We start from the raw sequence: 17,598 nt of genomic DNA, 5'->3' as shown, positions 1-17,598 counted from the left end.
ATTATTAAATATTAATAACCGTGGATTAACTTTCTGATTGTTTCAATTCCTAAAACCACAAACATTAAAACTAACGGAATAATTAATAACATATGTGACCCTAAAAAAGTAATAAATCAGTTAGTAAATGTAATCGCTCAATCAGCAAGAATAGCAGCAAAATCGCCTATTTGCTTAATAACATCAGCGTCACCCGCTAAAAAATTTACATTCATCAATAACACCTCACTTAAAACACTTTCTATTTAATAATAAAACCTTCGCATACTCTAACCTTGATTTTAGTAATTAACATTAAAAACTAAAATCAATTTTTATACTTGCGAAGGTATTTGATTGATATTAACTTATTCAACAGACTTATCTGCTTTTTTAATTTTTCGTTTTCCCCATTCTTTAAATTCTACTTTTTTAGAACAATGCGGGCAAATTAAATATTTATTTTTAAATCTAAATATTGTATTAACTGTTAAAAAAACTAATAACATTAACATTGCAATTACTAAAATAATTGTTGCAAAAACAGTCGTTACGGTCATTAATTATCACCTTTACTTTCTATATTTAACATATAATTTTTGACTTGCTCCACTAATAATTTAAAATGTTGTTCTTCCATAACACCAATATCAATAACATTATGATTAAGATACAATTTAATTGCTTTTCTTAACATAAATAATGGTATTTTAATAGATAAACATTGATGTATAACATTAACTAAATATTCTAATCGCTGTTTATATAATTTAGTTTGTTTTTTCATTAAAAAACTCCAACATAAACAAAAAACAATATAAACCAAACAACTAATAACAAACAAAAAACTATAAAAATAATTCAATCTCAATTAATATTTAATTTATTTTTATTCTTTTTCATATTAATTTTTCTTTACTATTGCTCAATGTTCATTATTAATTTCATTTGATGAAACTGGATATGACCTTAACATTAATTCCTCTAATTTAGCAATTAATTTATTTTTATTTTTTGTCATAATCTAACCTAGAATAATAATTATTAATTAAAGCAACATTTTCATTAACACAATTCCAACAATAATGAGACCCATTTTCTCAAATAGTATCACTAACACAAACTATACATAACTGTTGTTGCATATTAAGTATTGCTTTCTGTTATTGATGAATTACTAGAATATTTGTTAATAAAATCTTGTTCGGTTTCATAAGGCAATATTTTTGATATTTTACCGTTAAAACCAATTTCTACATTATAGAAACTACCTTCAATCATTTCGGGCAAACTATTTTGAAATTCACTATCTTTACGAACCCATTTATCTTGGTATTCTTTACCAATTATTTTTTTACCTTCAACTCGTAAAAATGTATATACATCATAATAATTTTCTTTATTTGACTTATCTTTAATAACTTGATTAAACTTAATATCACTTAAATAAACTTTAAACATAACTAAAAAATTCCTTTCATTTACATATATGTAAATAAAGGTTTCACAAGGTTTAAAACTTTAAATAAAATAAATGTTAAAAATAAAACTAATTTAATAAAAAATTAATACAAAATGAATGTAAATATAAATACAAAATAAAAACATTTACTTATATTTAAAGTTCCCTGCTAGAAAACCTTTATTGGTTTGAATACTTAAATATAACTAAATGTTATATGTAATATTCTAATTTAATTTTACATAACAAAATAAATATGTCAATTAATATAACTAAAATAAAAAATATTAATTCCATAATTTTTTAAATTTATTAAATTATTAAACTTAATCCCTTGAATATATATATATATATATATATAATGGAAACTGTGGTATAGGTCCTGCTAGAACTATGCTACACAATAGTGCTTTCCATTTGGAAGGTACTTTTTTTTATGTACCTTTGTTTACCTAAATAAAGGTATTTATTATATTTTTTCCGTATTCGGTATCTTTCTAAATCAGATATTTTATGAAAAAACCGAAATATTTTTTTATCATATGGAACATATTCTTCCATTTGCCAAAAATAATCTTTATTTCAATCACTATCAATACTAACACAGGTGATTCCATAAAACGAACAGTATCAAATGAAGGAACATCATATTTAAAAGTTAACATTTGATCCATCAAAACCATTGCTCTTCTTACTCCTACGGATTGTTGTTCAGCACCCGCAGATGTATCATAATCATTTCCTCAAACCATTCTTTCAGGAAAAACATATTGTCCTTGTTCAAAAGGACCCGCCATTGAAATTTGTTCAGCAGACATCATCATCATTTCAGTTGCATCAATATATTGACTATCTGCTTCTAAAATTTTTTTAATTTGTAAAACTGCAACATCACCGATTGCTTTTTCTGTTGGACTATTTCCACCAATTTGAAAAAGAGTAGGTAATGCAACACTTGATTTTCCACCTATTTTTGCCATAGGTTAATCCTCCTTATTTTCATTGTAAATTTTTAGCAATTTCAATAATATCTTCATCAGTTTTAGCACCATTTTTCTTAATTTCTTCTAAACGATTAGATTTAATTTCTTCTTGTCTTTTTAACATTTGATCAATAACTGATCCACCATCAACAGTACCATCAACTTGATTTATATTATATTCTTCTGCTATTTTATTTATTCTTTCTTGTTTAGATAAGTCATTATATTTTTCATTATCAATTAATGAACTAATAATTTTTTTATCTTTATCTGTAAAATTTTGTAAATATAATTCATTTTCTAATAAATTACTTTTATTTTTTAATTCTTGTAGTTGAGAATTAACAGTTTCTCAATCTGTTTTTTCAACTACATCTTCACGATTTTTAATTGATTCACGAATTTGTTTTGCTTGAGCATCTAATAATTCATTAACTGCTTGTGCTTTTTCATCATCAATATTTAAAATCTCTTTAATTTTTTCTACATTTGCCATTATTTTGCGCTCCTTATTTAAGTGTTGGATTAACTTTAAGTGTTGGATTAACACTTTTAACAAATTATAGTTAAGACTCTTTTTGGGAAAAAGATTAAACCATTACCTTTATTATATACTATTATTTTACCAATACAATACTTTTTATATATAATTACTAAACAAATAAGATAAAAATGTTATAATATAAATGAAATGAGGTAAAATAAATGATATTTTTAGATTTTTTAAAGGAAATTAATATGAAAAGTAATTTAGTTATTTGTTTTAATAATAAACAGTATAAATTTAGTAAAAAAGAATATTTTAAAAGAGATAAATTTAATAATCTTAATTATTTAGTATATATACCAGATTTAGATAAATGTAAAATTGTTGATATTGAATTTATAACCAAAAAATACAATGACAATTTAAAAATTACATTAGTATAAAAAAAGTCTAGCATTTTTGCTAGACTTTTTTATTTAATTTCATAATTCTCATAAATTTTTATACATTCTTCTTTTGAAATAATTTTATTAACTATCATAACTATTGTTAATAATATCATATTATTTACTAATAAAATATATTTTGTATATAAAAAATACTAAACTTAATATATTTCATTGCTAATTTAGGCCTTAAAATGCTTAATAGCATTAATAAAAAGAGATTTAATTATTTCTTTTTTTAATTCTTTTTAACAATCATAGTATCAAGCATATTTTTATATTCTTTATCTTGATTTGCCATATATACCATTGTTTCTTTAAGTTTTATTTGAAATTCTTTAAAGTGAACAGAACACAACTGAACAGGTCAATCACCTTGCATTTGTCTTACTAAATTACCATTTTTATCTTTTTTAAATTTTCCTAATACTTTATTTTTACAATCAGGCATTTCACAATTTAATGATTTCTTAATAACTGCCATTTTATTCATCCTTAACTTTTATATTACCATCATTATCAAGAACTAAATCAGGTTCTTGTGTATCTAAATTTCAACGGTAAACTGATTTAAAATAATCATTTAAATTATTTCAATTATGAAATTTAGTCTCTTTTCCTTGATAAGTTTCATATACATATAGTAAATTAATATCATTATCTAATCTTAATAAAAAATTTGGTTTATCATTTTTATCATAGAAAATTATTTCTTCTTTTCTTTCTTCTCTACTATTATTAAACTTACTTAATAAAAAATTATTTTTTGCTTTTCAAATTACATAATATCATTTATTATCAACTGTATTAAATGGTTTTTCTTGTGGTGCTATTCATTCTAAATTATCTTTAATATTTTCATCTGTTGTATCTATTTTATTTTCTGCTTTAAGTTTTGTTAATTCTTCAGGTGTATATTTATGTGTTTTATTTTTATCACAAGCAACTAAATTTGTTGCACTTACTACCACTAAACTAATTGCACCTATTATACTCAATAATCTTTTCATTTTTATACCTCTTTATTATTTTAATTACATAATTATTATAGCACAATGAATTAACTAGATGGAATAAATGTAATACTAATAGGATTAATATTATTATTTTTAAGACATAAAAGTTTTTTATTATTTATATTAAATTCTATACTATCATATTCAGTAGGTGTTGGGTGTTCATTTGTACCTCAATATCAAACATCTCCGTACCCTTCAACTCCCATAAATTTAGGAATCATAGTTTTTGATATTCTTATTTTTAATTTAAAATCAGAAGTATATCATGCTTGTATATATAATTCTTTAATTTTATTGTCATCATTATTAGATAATTTAGTTATTTGTAATAATAAATAAAAAAATGCGTTTCCCAAAGAAGTTTTATATTTAGTTCTATATTCTTTTTCTGGTAATCCATTAGTTTCACCAGTAAATAATGTTTTTATTTTATTTTTTTCTATATTAGCAAGATCATAAATTAAACTACCATTAAAATTAACATTATCTATTTGTTTAAGTCCTTGTTTTACAAAACCCAAACTTCCCAAAGTACCTAATTGGTCTGAACAACCAGAACGACCAACTAAAATTTCAACATCTTTATTTTTAAAATAATCTTTTTTTGCTTCTTCACAAATAATTTGTATATTATTAAGATTATTAAATTGAATTGATGAATAAGCATGTAAAAATTGTTCTAAAGTAGTAATTGTTGGACTAATTTTTTTTAAATCAATTTCAATTTCACTATATCCAAAATATTTATTATTTTCATCAAAAAAATTATTATGAGCAGTATTATAGGGTGGTGTAATTTTTTTACATTGTCCTTTTTCAATCGCATTAAATGACATAGTTAAAAATTCTTTAATAATATCAACAGTATAAGGTTTATATGTAAATGGATCAGGTGGTAATACTGCTTGAGGGTAAAAGAATGTTGTTTCTTCAAGTAAATCATAATCTAAAGCACTTGTTTTAATAACACTATTTCATGCTTGAACATTGCCATTTGGTTTAATAAATTTAGCCATTGTTTGTCATTCACCTTGAAAATTTTGAAATGCAGTAATATTATCATTTAAAGTAAATGGATTTTCTGAATATGTTGTAATTTTAAAATTAGTTTTACCAATAGTTTGTAAATTAATTAAATCAATAACATAACTTTCTAATGTTCCATCAGTAGTTGGATTAAATTCTAATTTTGTATCTAAATCAGTTAATTTAGTATCTTTATCTAATGCTTGAAAATCTTGCGATAATATTACAATTTCATCAGTACCATTATTAACATTAATTCTATTTTGTCCTAAATCAATAGTTGAATAAACTTTACTTCCTAAATCTGTTCCAGTTGATGAATAATAATGTGTTCTAATTTTATCTGTTAATTTAAGCATACAACCAAATGTTAATGAATTACTTCCAATTAAACCACCAACTTGATCTTCTGTTTCATTACGAAACATATCATAAGGAATATTACCTTTTCCAGCACTTTTATCTTTTCATAAACTATTTTGAATAATTTCATAACTTAAATAATCAATAAAAGCATTTAATTGTGCTATTTTTGGTATTAATTTAGTATTTTTTTGTCGCATTAATTTAACTGGTAAACCTAAATCAAAAAATGATATTATTTTACCAACAATAGGTAAATTATTAAGACTAAATTTAGTAAATTCATTAACATCTCAAGGTAATAATGAAACTGATGAATGAGTATAACGATTGGCATTTAATACATCATGAAATGATGAAGATTTTAATTTTGAATAATCAAATGAAGCAACACCAAAAGGTTCTTTTTTATATTCAGGATCTTGATAAATAAATTTACGAATTTGTTTAGTATCATAACTTCCAGATGGTTTAAATTGTAATCCACTATCTCAAAAAGGAACTTTATTAGAATTTGTTTTTCTAGTAGCTTCTAAATCACTACCTAATACACCTTCAGCATTTTTCTTTGCTAATGGATCTGCTAATGCATTAAAAATATTAGTTCATTCACCATAAGTAGTTTGATTAACTGGTTTTAATCCTTGTAAATTATATAATATATTTGCAGGATTAGAATTAGTTAATAAAGTATCAGGCATTCCACTTAATTCATCTGAAAATAATAAATCTCGTGGTTGATATACTCTTTTATTAATTTGACCTGTTTTAATAGGGCGACCAATAACAGTTAAAGAAGTAAAAGCAGTTAAACCTAGTACTTTTAAATCAATTCATTTAACACCTATATCTTTTGCTAATGTTGGGTCATAATCAACAACTCCATCAATAATTCTTGGGAAAAAATAACCTTCACCGATTGCACCATGTTGAATTTTTTGTCATATTGCCATACCTGATTTAGATAAATGATCATTAACACTACTAAATGTAATTTCTTGAAATAAAAACTTTTTATTATCAAAAGGATCATAATAATCTGTAATGTTAGAAATATATAATCATTGAATAGATTGATTATATTCATAAGTATTAATAGTTTCTCCACCAATATTTTCATTATTTTTATTTAAAACAACATAAAGGTTTAATTCATCATTTTGACCAAATTGTTTATCTGTTGATAATAAAGTATATTGGCGTTGAGTTGAAATACCTTGAAAAATAGGATCAGGAGTTCCTTGTGAAGAAAAATATGCACCACTAGTACTATTTTGTAAATATGCTTCATACACATCACCGCGATTAGTAGGGTAATGCATTGGATTAATAATTTTAGTATAAAAATTATCAGCATCTTTAAAATCTTTTTGTTCAGTCCCTTTATTAACTTGTTTTAATTTAAAAGCATTTTTTCATTGAGCAATAATTGTAGCATTACCAGTAATAGCAAGTGTAAAATCTGAATAATCTTGGGGAATACTATTAATTGGTTTATATCCACTTGTAGTTAATGGAATAACTCCATTTGTAATAACAAAAGGGAAAATAAATCATTTATCTAATTCTTGGATTTTACGCTTAATAACTTTACTATCAGTAGATGCCATTCGCATTGCAGTATATAATACTTGATTATTAATTTGTATTAACTCTTTATTATTATTTTTGTTTAAATTCATCTTTTATACCACCTGTATTTTTATTTTCTTCATTATCATTTTCTAACCCAAAATTATCATTATATTCCATTTCTTCTTTATCAATTTTTTCAACTTCTTTTTTAGCAAAAGTCATTGGAATACTATCAACAATATGAATATACTTTGCTCGAGACATTGTACCATTTTCTAATCTTGTATTATTTGTATCAACTAAACGCATTTGATCAATAATTCCTGCTGGTTTAAATTTTAATGAGTAAGGGCGTTCAATTCTATCTCAATTATTATTTTCATTAATTCAATATTTATGAAATATTCATCAACAATCAAATAAACGATATAAATAATCTAATAAAAAATCTTGTCATACTGCTTGTGATTCAATATCTTCTGCTTGCATAATTAATGTTTGATTTTGATTAGTATAAGTTCCTTGTTCATCTGCTTGTCAACTTAAACCAATTCCACGAAATACAATTTTTAAAATATGATCAGTATCTAAATTATAATCATTTGAATTATATTGTCCTTGAGTATAATTAACAGTTGAATTACCACTTTTTTCATCATAATTAGCATTTACATTTTGAATAACAAAATCACTTTCATAATCATTTCAAGATTTTTTATTATTTTTTATAGCATTAATTTCTTCACTATTTGCTTGAATAAAACCTCTGGCACGACTAAATCTTCTTGTTTTCTTTTTAATAAATAAATTATCTTGTAAATCTTCAATTAATCACATAGTAGGAAAAATATCAGGATAAGCACTTAACATTGTGCTTGATGCTTGACCTTGTAAATTAGCTTTAATAAAATTAGGAACTTGAATTAATGGAAAACGACCTAATTTATTAATATATGTTCTTTTTTCAATTCTTAAACTTTTATCTATTTTTCCACTAACTACTCCTGATTGAGTATTTTCATCATTAGGATATGAATCAATTTGAATATATTTATCATTAATAATAACATGAAAGATATAACCAGTATCATCTTGATTTGGTAATATTCAAATATCTGCTGATTGTTCTTCTTCGTTAATTTTAGATACAAAATTAGTAAATAATGCTGTTCCTAACATAACATCTAAATCACCATCACGAGTTTCATATATAAACATAACAGCAACACCTAATAATGATTTAGTTCATGACATTTTAATTAATTTTTCATATATTTTTCTTTTATGATATCAATTTTGTCAATGTATTAATGCTTTTTCATCTTCACTATCACAAAGTAATCCCCTTCCTATTTCCATTCTTACTTTTCTTTGTGCAACAATTAAAGGAACATTTATTTTTCAATCACGATTATTAAATGATAATCAATTATTTATATTATTATTCATTTTTATTTACTCCTAATCTAGCAAGATGACAAATTAATATCTTACTGTCTTTTTCTACTTTATCTACTTTTAAAACTTTATAATCATTTTTATATTTATAAACAAAAATATTATTTTTAGGAACATTCTTTTTATACTTCCCAATAATTTTATCCATATCAATTAAATATATATACATATTAAACATACTCCCTTATTAATCTATTAGTTGATGATTGAACAATATCTCTAATATATTCACTTAATGCATAATAATCAGCATCAAATTCATCATCATATAAATCTACTATTTCTTCTTTTCCACCATTTGGTTTTTCTTTTCATTGAATCATTGGATATTCTTTATTACTTTCTTCCAATATTAAATCATGGGTCATTTTATCAGTAATCATTAATGCAAGAAATGAATTAACTCTATTAGTAACATTTCATATACTTTTATCAACTTCTTCAAATCTTAATAATGTGCCATATTTATATTTTCTTTTTTCCTTATTAAGAACATCAATAAATGCTTTTCCACCACCACCATAATCAACATTAATAGTTAAACCATTTTCAATAAAAATAGTACTATTTTTTAAACTAGATAAATAAAATTGAATTATATCATGTGCTTGTTCAAATACATTTCTATGTTCCATAGTTGCATTAGAGTGAGTATATTTACCTATTTTATGTACTTTTTTTAAAGTTGAATTATATACTCATAAACTAGCACTTGTTTTATGTGCATTTGGAATATCTGCTTGAGCATAATCAACACCAGCAAGGATTTTATCAAAAGTTCAAGTTAATTTAGTAAATTTAAGATATTCAGCAAATACAGCACCTTGTACTTGTCCAGGTAATCCTCAACTTCATACTCTTGCTCTTGATGGTCATCCTCTTTCCATTTCTAATTGATCTCTTACAATATCATTACTTAAATAAGTATTAAGTCTTCAACTAGAATAATGAATAATTATAGTTTTAGTAAACTTTTTATCTTTTTCATAATAATTAATTTTAAATTTACCTATTTGATCATATTTTAATCGCATTAATTGTTCATTAAATGGCATTATTTCATTACAATATTTAATAATATATCTTCCTAATGATTCAGGATTAGATGAATTAATAATAAATTTTCTTTTAGCACCACGAACAGCAAATGATAATTCACTAATATCTTCTTGTGTTAATTGATCTGCTTCTTCTCTTCATTCAATCGCAAATTCATAATTATTTAAGTCAGCAAATGCTTTTAATTTTTCTCTTTTAGTTTGTGAATGTAAACCTTTACAAAAAATATAAGTACCATTATCTAATGTAAAAGAATTCTCTGATAAATTAACTTTATAATTAATATTCATATCATTAAGAGTATTTTGAATATTTTTAAATACTCCATTTCTAATATCTTTATTCATTTTCATAACAGCAATAATAAATATTGGTTTATTAACTAATAATGATATTGCACAAGACTTACCAATAGGATTATCTTTAATTGCAAATGTTTTAGCACTATAACGACTTCCTATTTCATTATATTCATCAGCAGGATTATATATTTCTTTTCAAGGTGCATTAGGAATATTTTGTTGATAAAACCATCTTGGTATTTCATCTAAATGTAAAAAGTGTTTAAGCATCTTTTATTACCTCATTTATTTTAGGTAATTCTTCTTTATCAAATTGAATAACAATATTAGCATTATTTATATTTGTGTCTTTAACATATTTATCAAAATAAATTTTCTTACCCCCCCATAGGAGTCATTTAATAATGATAATTCTTGCTCTATTTCTAATTTATTTATCATATCTTCAATAAAATCAGCAGTTTTTGTATCAATTTCATCTTTTCAATTATTAAATGGTAGTTTTAAATAGTATAAATATGCTCTTTTATTACTTAATTTGTCTCCTTTTTTCCTCAAAAAGTCCTTAGTTTTCCCTGAAATAGTCTTAAAAGTTACCATTTTTTACTCCTTTTTGCATATTAAAATTGCTATTATTTAAACAATATGGTTAAATAAAAGAGTAACAAAAAACTTAGCAAACTTATCAAGAACTTAAAACGTAGCAAATGTATTAAAGAACTTAATATTATTTTTATTATGTTTATTTTACAATTAAAAAAAGACTTTTTCAAGTCTTTTGTTTTGTAAAACAAGTTTTTAGAGATACAAATTTGAAACTTGTTACATCTTAATTTTATAACTTTAAAAATAATTGTCAATAGTTTTTTAAAAAATAGTGTATAAATAACTTTAAAAGATTGGAGATACAATATATGAAAGATTATACACATGTAAAATATGATGAACGAAGATTTTTTAAGGATTTATTTTTATCTGATAGTTGTAAAAAGAAAAATGGAACAATTAATTTATCTGAAATATCAAGGCAAACGGGAAGAGATATTAATACTGTTAAAAGAGAAATTAAGAGATTTAAAAAAATAGAAGATTATACAGCAGTTGAAGCACATAAAGATTATCATAAAAAGCGAAAAAAATGTATTAAAAAACTACCTGAATTTACAGAAGAACAATTAAATTTTATTCAAATTAGATTTAATAAATATCATGATTCTCCAAGAGAATTAATTTATCGTTATTTTTTAAAATTTGGTGTTAAATTTCCTGCCTGTGTTAAAACTTTTTATAAATGAGTTCGTTTAGGTGAATTTGGATTAAAAAAAGAAAATTTACGATATAGGGGTAAAAAATATAAAACAAAAGGAAAAAAAGATAATCGTGGTCAATTAACTAATTTTAAATCAATTTGAAACATTGAAAATAAACTTTCTAATGTTGGATGATTTGAAATGGATACTGTTGTTGGAAAAAACCATCAATCTAGTTGTTTAGTTTTAGTAGAACAGTCAAGTAGAAAATACTTTGCAATAAAATTAGAAAATCATACTGCTATGGAAGTTCTATCAAAATTTAAAGAGATGGTTATAAATAATAATTTAATGGGTAAAATAAAAGGAATAATAACTGATAGAGGAAGAGAATTTTATAAATGAAGAGAAATGGAGATATTTGCTGAAACACAAGTGTATTTTTGTGATGCTGGTAAACCACAACAAAAACCTTTAATTGAATATATGAATAGTGAATTAAGACATTGATTTCATAAGAAAACTGATTTTAATAAAGTTAGTCAGAAACGATTAAATTGAGTAGTTAATAATGTAATTAATGAAAAAATACGGCCCTGTTTAAATTGAATAAGTGCAAAAGAAATATTTTTACAGAATATTAAATAAATTTATTAAAATTACTTAATAAATCCTTTTTAGTGTGCTTAAATATGATTAAATTAAGTTATATTTATAAAATATTTTAATTTTTTAAAAAATAGTTGCATTTATTTTAAATGATGTTATCATCAAATTAACAAGAGATATAAATTTGGAACTTGAATATACACGATGCATTTTTATAATACAAAATATAGCAAACGGAATTAAAATAATTCACGCTTCACCTAAGAAAACCATTATCTCAGGTAAAATATTTGTTATACCTTCTTTAACTTTTCATAATGCACTAGTTAATCCAGTTCAAATACCAGTCATACCCTCAGTCATAGTTTTAGGTGTATTTGCTAAAAAATTAACTGCTGTTGTTAAATACATACCTAACATTATTTTTTATCCTCCTTTCTTTCAATTTCTTTTTTATCTTTTTTATTTCGTTCAATTTGACGAATTTTTTGATAAATTCCTAAACCAATATAAAGAAAAATCCCCAATACAATAAGAATACTAAATATTGTCGTTAATCAAGTTGGCATATTACATCTCCTCTCTAAAAATTAAAAAATTGAAATTTGCAAACTCGCTCCGCTCGTTGTCGCTTCGCTCCATTAAAAAACATTATTGAATAAATTATTCCGCTAATAAATTACGCGGAATAATTTATTCTTTTACTTTTTAATTTCAATATCTTTTGCAATCTTATTAACAGTATTAATAACATTATCTTTACCATACTTTTTCACTAGCGACCGCAAAATAAAATATTGCTTTGTTTGCATAATTTCAACTCCTTAATTAAAAATATTAAAAAAATTTACTTTCCAAAACTGTAAAAACCAAAAATACAAAATGTGTGTGGTTTCTACACTTTTTTAATATCTTGGACATTTTCAGCATAAGTTAAAGTTAAAAAACCCATATTTTTACAACCACTAAAATTGTTAATTGCTTTACGAATACAATTTGCTTGCGAGCGAATACGACTATTAAATAATTTTGTTTCATTTTCACCAGTATTTTTAATACCAGTTAAATTACCTTTACCAAATTTATTAATACATTCTAACGGTAATACAATCGTTTTAATATAAGGACCATAATATACTTTTTTAACATAGTATTTTTGATTAATAAAATTACTATTATCAATATATGGTCTATATAAACATCGCCAGTTAAACGATTATAAGGATTCATATTTACCTTCATTTTGTTTTTCCTTTCTAATTTTTATTAAAATTATCAATATCTTTTTTATTTTTTCATTAACAATACCATGTTTAAATGCTCAAATATTATAACCAAATACACAACCACAAAAACAACATCATAAATAAACAAAAAACAATATAAACCAAACAACTAATAACAAACAAGAAATTATAAAAATAATTCAGTCTCAATTAATATTTAATTTATTTTTATTCTTTGCCATAAATTCAATTTTAAAAATAAGAACTCTTTCTAAAACCTAATTTTAAAATACGTTTCTTTTTTTGATTATGTTTTTGTTTCTTAAAATTAACTGTTTTCATAATCTAACATAGAATAATAATTATTAATTAAAGCAACATTTTCATTAACACAATTTCAACAATAATGAGACCCATTTTCTCAAATAGTATCACTAACACAAACTATACATAACTGTTGTTGCATATTAATTATTGCTTTCTGTTATTGCTGAACTACTAGAATATTTATTAATAAAATCTTGTTCGGTTTCATAAGGTAATATTTTTGATATTTTACCGTTAAAACCAATTTCTACATTATAAAAACTACCTTCAATCATTTCGGGCAAACTATTTTGAAATTCACTATCTTTACCAACCCATTTATCTTGGTATTCTTTACCAATTATTTTTTTTACCTTCAACTCGTAAAAATGTATATACATCATAATAATTTTCTTTATTTGACTTATCTTTAATAACTTGATTAAACTTAATATCACTTAAATAAACTTTAAACATAACTAAAAAATTCCTTTCATTTACATATATGTAAATAAAGGTTTAACAAAGTTTAAAACTTTAAATAAAATAAATGTTAAAAAATAAAACTAATTTAATAAAAAATTAATACAAAATGAATGTAAATATAAATGCAAAATAAAAAAATTTACTTATATTTAAAGTTTCCGTCCAGAAAACCTTTATTGGTTTGAATACTTAAATATAACTAAATATTATATGTAATATTCTAATTTAATTTTACATAACAAAATAAATATGTCAACTACATATTTCAAAGCAAAAAATAAATTTATTTATAAATTTAAATCCTCAACTTGCTTTTTTTTTTTTTTTTGTTTTAATTAATTATGTGGTATAGGTTCGTCCAGAACTATGCTACACACTAGTATTTTCCATTTGGAAGGTACTTTTTTTATGTACCTTTGTTTACCTAAATTAAGGTATTTATCATATTTTTTCCGTATTAGGTATCTATCTAAATCAGATATTTTATGAAAAAACCGAAATATTTTTTTATCATATGGAACATATTCTTCCATTTATCAAAAATAGTCTTTATTTCAATCACTATCAATGCTAACACCCATTAAATAACCATCTTTATTATTAAACATAAAATTATGTTTTGTCTCTTTTAATGAAGCTATTAATTCCATTTCGCACATTTCAATAACACCAACTTTAATAATTGGGTCAATACAATTAGCACTAAAACGATATGCTTTGGTATTTAAGTCATAAATATTTTTGCTTTTTTCATTACTTTAGACTTTGATAATATATTTAGCAACATATTTACTAATAAATTTATTTGTACCAGTTTCAACCGGTAAATTTTTATTATATCCATACGGTCAACATTTACTAACTACTTTATTAGGAATATATTCACTAAATATTATATGAAAGTGAACTGCTCCGCGATTTTGATATTCATAAGCAACAAGATATTTTAAATCTTTATATTTATTTTTCTTATATTTAGAAAAATAATAATTTAACCTTCGAATAAATAATCTAAAATGATGATTCGCTTTTTTAATATCTTGGACATTTTCAGCATAAGTTAAAGTTAAAAAACCCATATTTTTACAACCACTAAAATTGTGAATTGCTTTACGAATACAATTTGCTTGCGAGCAAATACGACTATTAAATAATTTTGTTTCATTTTCACCATTATTTTTAATCCCCGCTGGATTTCCTTTACCAAATTTATTAATACATTCTAAGGGTAATACAATCGTTTTAATATAAGTACCATAATATACTTTTTTAACATAATATTTTTGATTAACAAAATTACTATTATCAATATATGGTCTATATAAACATCGCCAGTTAAACGATTATAAGGATTCATATTTACCTTCATTTTGTTTTTCCTTTCTAATTTTTATTAAAATTATCAATATCTTTTTTATTTTTTCATTAACAATACCATGTTTAAATGCTCAAATATTATAACCAAATACACAACCACAAAAACAACATCATAATTTACCTAATGAATTTATTTCTTCACCTTGCTTTTTACATTCAGGACAAATATTATCAATATAATATTTGCGTTATATATATATATATATATATATATATATATATATATATATATATATATATATATATATTAATTTTTACTTTCTAAAACAAAAATAAAAAAACATTTACTTATATTTAAAGTTCCCTGGTAGAAAACCTTTTTTGGTTTGAATACATTAAACATTCTGATAAATGTTTTTTTATTTTTAATTTAAATTATATTTTTAATTATAATTTATTTTTTATTTTTAAATGCGTTAAATTCAGCATCTAATTCTTCTGAAGTTGGATTGTATAATCCATGTCTTCATAAAAATGAATAAATTTGATTATATAGTTATTCTGCTCCTAAATTTAATAATTTTTCTTCTAACTCTCCAATTTTATTACTTAATTTTGCTAATATTACTAGAACTTGCTTCTAAACTTGCACGAGAAACTGAACTTAAACCACGAGAACTATTAACTAATAATAAAATAACATTTATAACACCACCAATTACTCAAATTACAAATAAAGGAATATTTGTACCCGGCAATTTTAATGTTCACATTCAGTCCATTATTTTCATAAAAATATCAACGATGGTATTAATAGCACCATTTCATACATCATTAGCAAATAAATTAATCATTATCTAATTCCCCCAAATTCTTTAATAAATGTTCCATACCCATCTCTCGCAATTCATCAATCGTAATATCTTTTTTAACAATACTAGGTCAATTTTGTTTAATATAACTTGGTACTTTATCATTTTTTAAATCACGCACAAACTTTAAATATTTACTATCATATTGCATTGCAATAGATAAAGGAATTGTTATTTTAACAAAATTAATACCAATATCTTTATTAGATTTTTTACGAATTCTTTTTCCGTTTGCTGTTCGTTTAACTGTTTCTGTTTTTCATACTAAATAATCATCTAAATCATCAAAAAAACCTATTTTCATCTTAAAATAAGGAAAAAATATACTAGGTTTAATATATTGCATAGGAACAATAATCATATTAGTAATTTCTCTATATTCCACCCAATTCTGATTAATCCGTTGTCCAGCAAAAACAATGTTATTATCAAACTGAATACATAATAAAAAATATGGAATTAAACCACTAAACTTTTTATTGTTTTCTTCGGGTTTAGCACCATTCATATACAAAAATATTTCATCAAATAAAATTAAACTATCGTTTGGTGGTATCTTATAATTTTTATTTTTAAAATCTAAATGGTTTAAACCTAAAACTCCAATTTTTTCATCATTAATAAAATAATTAGAATAAACATTATCAAATTTAGCAATTTGTGATAAATAAGTCATCAATAAAGTTTTACCAGTACCCAAAGCACCGTTAATAATTGATATTGGACTACTTTTAACAATTTTAATTAATTTCCGTGTTTGGAAAAGATTACTAAAAAAAGACCAAAAGAAAATAATGTCAAAAATTACTAAAAAAATAAAAAGGATAATATCTATATTTAGAAAAATGATATTTTATTTTTTGAATAAATAACTTAAATTGATAATTAGCCTGTTTTACATCTTGCATATTTTCTGCATAAGTTAAAGTCGTAAAACCTAAATTTTGACAACCATTAAAGTTATGAATTGCTTTGCGAATACAATTTGCTTGCGAACGAACACGACTATTTAATAATTTAGTTTCATTTTCTCCAGTATTTTTAATCCCAGTTGAATTTCCTTTTCCAAAACTATTAATACACTCTAACGGTAAAACAACCGTTTTAATATATGGACCATAATATACTTTTTTAACATAATATTTTTGATTAATATAACATTCTGAATTTATATAGGGTTTATATAAATTTTCCCCCGTTAAACGATTGTATGCATTTATATTTACATTCATTTTTTATTTTTCTTTCTAAAACAAAAAATAAAAAAACACTTATCTTATATTTAAAGTTTCCTCCCGAGAAACCATTTATTTTGGTTTGAATACATTAAACATTTGGATAAATGTTTTTTTTATTCTAATTTATATTATATT

At 22.9% G+C, this 17,598-nt stretch carries 26 protein-coding genes; 2 read left to right on the top strand and 24 right to left on the bottom strand.

Annotated features, from left to right (window positions below; genetic code table 4):
- Positions 1 to 11: 11 nt before the first annotated feature.
- From SKUN_RS03505 to SKUN_RS03480, 6 genes are all read right to left on the bottom strand, one after another.
- A complete protein-coding gene (locus tag SKUN_RS03505; protein WP_053390477.1) occupies positions 12 to 215 on the bottom strand; it encodes a hypothetical protein in 204 nt (67 codons plus the stop codon).
- A gap of 132 nt (positions 216 to 347) precedes the next feature.
- Positions 348 to 539 carry a hypothetical protein gene (locus SKUN_RS03500; protein ID WP_053390478.1) on the bottom strand — a complete coding sequence of 64 codons (192 nt, stop codon included), beginning with the start codon at positions 537 to 539 and terminating at the stop codon, positions 348 to 350.
- Entirely contained in the window at positions 539 to 766 is a 228-nt protein-coding gene (locus SKUN_RS03495; protein WP_053390479.1) for a hypothetical protein, read from the bottom strand. Before SKUN_RS03495 ends, SKUN_RS03500 begins: the two co-directional genes overlap by 1 nt.
- A gap of 359 nt (positions 767 to 1,125) precedes the next feature.
- Entirely contained in the window at positions 1,126 to 1,440 is a 315-nt protein-coding gene (locus tag SKUN_RS03490; RefSeq protein WP_053390480.1) for a hypothetical protein, read from the bottom strand.
- A 498-nt stretch (positions 1,441 to 1,938) separates the two neighbouring features.
- Entirely contained in the window at positions 1,939 to 2,421 is a 483-nt protein-coding gene (locus SKUN_RS03485; protein WP_053390869.1) for a hypothetical protein, read from the bottom strand.
- Positions 2,422 to 2,434: 13 nt separating this feature from the next.
- Positions 2,435 to 2,920 (bottom strand): hypothetical protein, encoded by a 486-nt coding sequence (locus SKUN_RS03480; RefSeq protein WP_053390868.1) that lies wholly within the window; start codon positions 2,918 to 2,920, stop codon positions 2,435 to 2,437.
- A 242-nt stretch (positions 2,921 to 3,162) separates the two neighbouring features.
- Between SKUN_RS03480 and SKUN_RS03475 the strand changes: the two genes are divergently transcribed.
- A complete protein-coding gene (locus tag SKUN_RS03475; protein ID WP_158500756.1) occupies positions 3,163 to 3,354 on the top strand; it encodes a hypothetical protein in 192 nt (63 codons plus the stop codon).
- Positions 3,355 to 3,595: 241 nt separating this feature from the next.
- Here SKUN_RS03475 and SKUN_RS03470 read toward each other — a convergent pair whose 3' ends face one another.
- From SKUN_RS03470 to SKUN_RS03440, 7 genes are all read right to left on the bottom strand, one after another.
- Positions 3,596 to 3,841 carry a hypothetical protein gene (locus tag SKUN_RS03470; RefSeq protein WP_053390866.1) on the bottom strand — a complete coding sequence of 82 codons (246 nt, stop codon included), beginning with the start codon at positions 3,839 to 3,841 and terminating at the stop codon, positions 3,596 to 3,598.
- Between the two features lies 1 nt (position 3,842).
- A complete protein-coding gene (locus SKUN_RS03465; RefSeq protein ID WP_053390865.1) occupies positions 3,843 to 4,367 on the bottom strand; it encodes a lipoprotein in 525 nt (174 codons plus the stop codon).
- A gap of 50 nt (positions 4,368 to 4,417) precedes the next feature.
- On the bottom strand, positions 4,418 to 7,447 hold the full coding sequence (locus tag SKUN_RS03460) for a hypothetical protein (RefSeq protein ID WP_053390864.1): 3,030 nt from the start codon (positions 7,445 to 7,447) through the stop codon (positions 4,418 to 4,420).
- Complete coding sequence (locus SKUN_RS03455; RefSeq protein WP_053390863.1) at positions 7,428 to 8,789, bottom strand: hypothetical protein; 1,362 nt, start codon at positions 8,787 to 8,789, stop codon at positions 7,428 to 7,430. Before SKUN_RS03455 ends, SKUN_RS03460 begins: the two co-directional genes overlap by 20 nt.
- On the bottom strand, positions 8,782 to 8,967 hold the full coding sequence (locus SKUN_RS03450; protein ID WP_053390862.1) for a hypothetical protein: 186 nt from the start codon (positions 8,965 to 8,967) through the stop codon (positions 8,782 to 8,784). The genes SKUN_RS03455 and SKUN_RS03450 overlap by 8 nt, the downstream gene beginning before the upstream one ends.
- 1 nt (position 8,968) lies before the next feature.
- Positions 8,969 to 10,429 (bottom strand): PBSX family phage terminase large subunit, encoded by a 1,461-nt coding sequence (locus tag SKUN_RS03445; RefSeq protein WP_053390861.1) that lies wholly within the window; start codon positions 10,427 to 10,429, stop codon positions 8,969 to 8,971.
- Positions 10,430 to 10,495: 66 nt separating this feature from the next.
- Positions 10,496 to 10,759, bottom strand: coding sequence for a hypothetical protein (locus SKUN_RS03440; RefSeq protein ID WP_053390860.1), 264 nt, complete (start codon positions 10,757 to 10,759; stop codon positions 10,496 to 10,498).
- Between the two features lie 314 nt (positions 10,760 to 11,073).
- Between SKUN_RS03440 and SKUN_RS03435 the strand changes: the two genes are divergently transcribed.
- Complete coding sequence (locus SKUN_RS03435; protein WP_053390859.1) at positions 11,074 to 12,057, top strand: IS30 family transposase; 984 nt, start codon at positions 11,074 to 11,076, stop codon at positions 12,055 to 12,057.
- 84 nt (positions 12,058 to 12,141) lie between these two features.
- Here the strand turns inward: SKUN_RS03435 and SKUN_RS03430 are convergent, their stop codons facing one another.
- From SKUN_RS03430 to SKUN_RS03395, 11 genes are all read right to left on the bottom strand, one after another.
- Positions 12,142 to 12,438 carry a hypothetical protein gene (locus tag SKUN_RS03430; RefSeq protein WP_235511343.1) on the bottom strand — a complete coding sequence of 99 codons (297 nt, stop codon included), beginning with the start codon at positions 12,436 to 12,438 and terminating at the stop codon, positions 12,142 to 12,144.
- Positions 12,438 to 12,587 carry a hypothetical protein gene (locus SKUN_RS08355; RefSeq protein ID WP_083436094.1) on the bottom strand — a complete coding sequence of 50 codons (150 nt, stop codon included), beginning with the start codon at positions 12,585 to 12,587 and terminating at the stop codon, positions 12,438 to 12,440. The genes SKUN_RS03430 and SKUN_RS08355 overlap by 1 nt, the downstream gene beginning before the upstream one ends.
- A 526-nt stretch (positions 12,588 to 13,113) precedes the next feature.
- Complete coding sequence (locus SKUN_RS09185) at positions 13,114 to 13,260, bottom strand: hypothetical protein (RefSeq protein WP_158500755.1); 147 nt, start codon at positions 13,258 to 13,260, stop codon at positions 13,114 to 13,116.
- A gap of 451 nt (positions 13,261 to 13,711) precedes the next feature.
- Positions 13,712 to 13,930 carry a hypothetical protein gene (locus SKUN_RS03420; protein ID WP_053390857.1) on the bottom strand — a complete coding sequence of 73 codons (219 nt, stop codon included), beginning with the start codon at positions 13,928 to 13,930 and terminating at the stop codon, positions 13,712 to 13,714.
- Positions 13,905 to 14,027 (bottom strand): hypothetical protein, encoded by a 123-nt coding sequence (locus SKUN_RS11285; RefSeq protein ID WP_268794872.1) that lies wholly within the window; start codon positions 14,025 to 14,027, stop codon positions 13,905 to 13,907. The genes SKUN_RS03420 and SKUN_RS11285 overlap by 26 nt, the downstream gene beginning before the upstream one ends.
- Before the next feature lie 542 nt (positions 14,028 to 14,569).
- On the bottom strand, positions 14,570 to 14,695 hold the full coding sequence (locus tag SKUN_RS11280) for a hypothetical protein (RefSeq protein ID WP_268794871.1): 126 nt from the start codon (positions 14,693 to 14,695) through the stop codon (positions 14,570 to 14,572).
- Positions 14,696 to 14,794: 99 nt separating this feature from the next.
- A complete protein-coding gene (locus tag SKUN_RS03410) occupies positions 14,795 to 15,115 on the bottom strand; it encodes a rolling circle replication-associated protein (protein ID WP_053390855.1) in 321 nt (106 codons plus the stop codon).
- A 143-nt stretch (positions 15,116 to 15,258) separates the two neighbouring features.
- The gene (locus tag SKUN_RS09180) at positions 15,259 to 15,405 is read right to left on the bottom strand and encodes a hypothetical protein (protein WP_158500754.1); all 147 of its coding nucleotides are present in this window, start codon (positions 15,403 to 15,405) and stop codon (positions 15,259 to 15,261) included.
- A gap of 553 nt (positions 15,406 to 15,958) precedes the next feature.
- Entirely contained in the window at positions 15,959 to 16,207 is a 249-nt protein-coding gene (locus SKUN_RS03405) for a hypothetical protein (protein WP_053390854.1), read from the bottom strand.
- The gene (locus tag SKUN_RS03400) at positions 16,200 to 17,018 is read right to left on the bottom strand and encodes a hypothetical protein (RefSeq protein WP_235511376.1); all 819 of its coding nucleotides are present in this window, start codon (positions 17,016 to 17,018) and stop codon (positions 16,200 to 16,202) included. Before SKUN_RS03400 ends, SKUN_RS03405 begins: the two co-directional genes overlap by 8 nt.
- Positions 16,996 to 17,457 carry a hypothetical protein gene (locus SKUN_RS03395; RefSeq protein ID WP_053390853.1) on the bottom strand — a complete coding sequence of 154 codons (462 nt, stop codon included), beginning with the start codon at positions 17,455 to 17,457 and terminating at the stop codon, positions 16,996 to 16,998. Before SKUN_RS03395 ends, SKUN_RS03400 begins: the two co-directional genes overlap by 23 nt.
- Positions 17,458 to 17,598 lie beyond the last annotated feature (141 nt).

It is taken from the genome of Spiroplasma kunkelii CR2-3x (genome assembly GCF_001274875.1).
In the GTDB taxonomy this organism is placed as follows: domain Bacteria; phylum Bacillota_I; class Bacilli_A; order Mycoplasmatales; family Mycoplasmataceae; genus Spiroplasma; species Spiroplasma kunkelii.
Note: the sequence above shows the minus strand (reverse complement) of the source record. Positions and strands in the feature narration are given on the sequence as shown.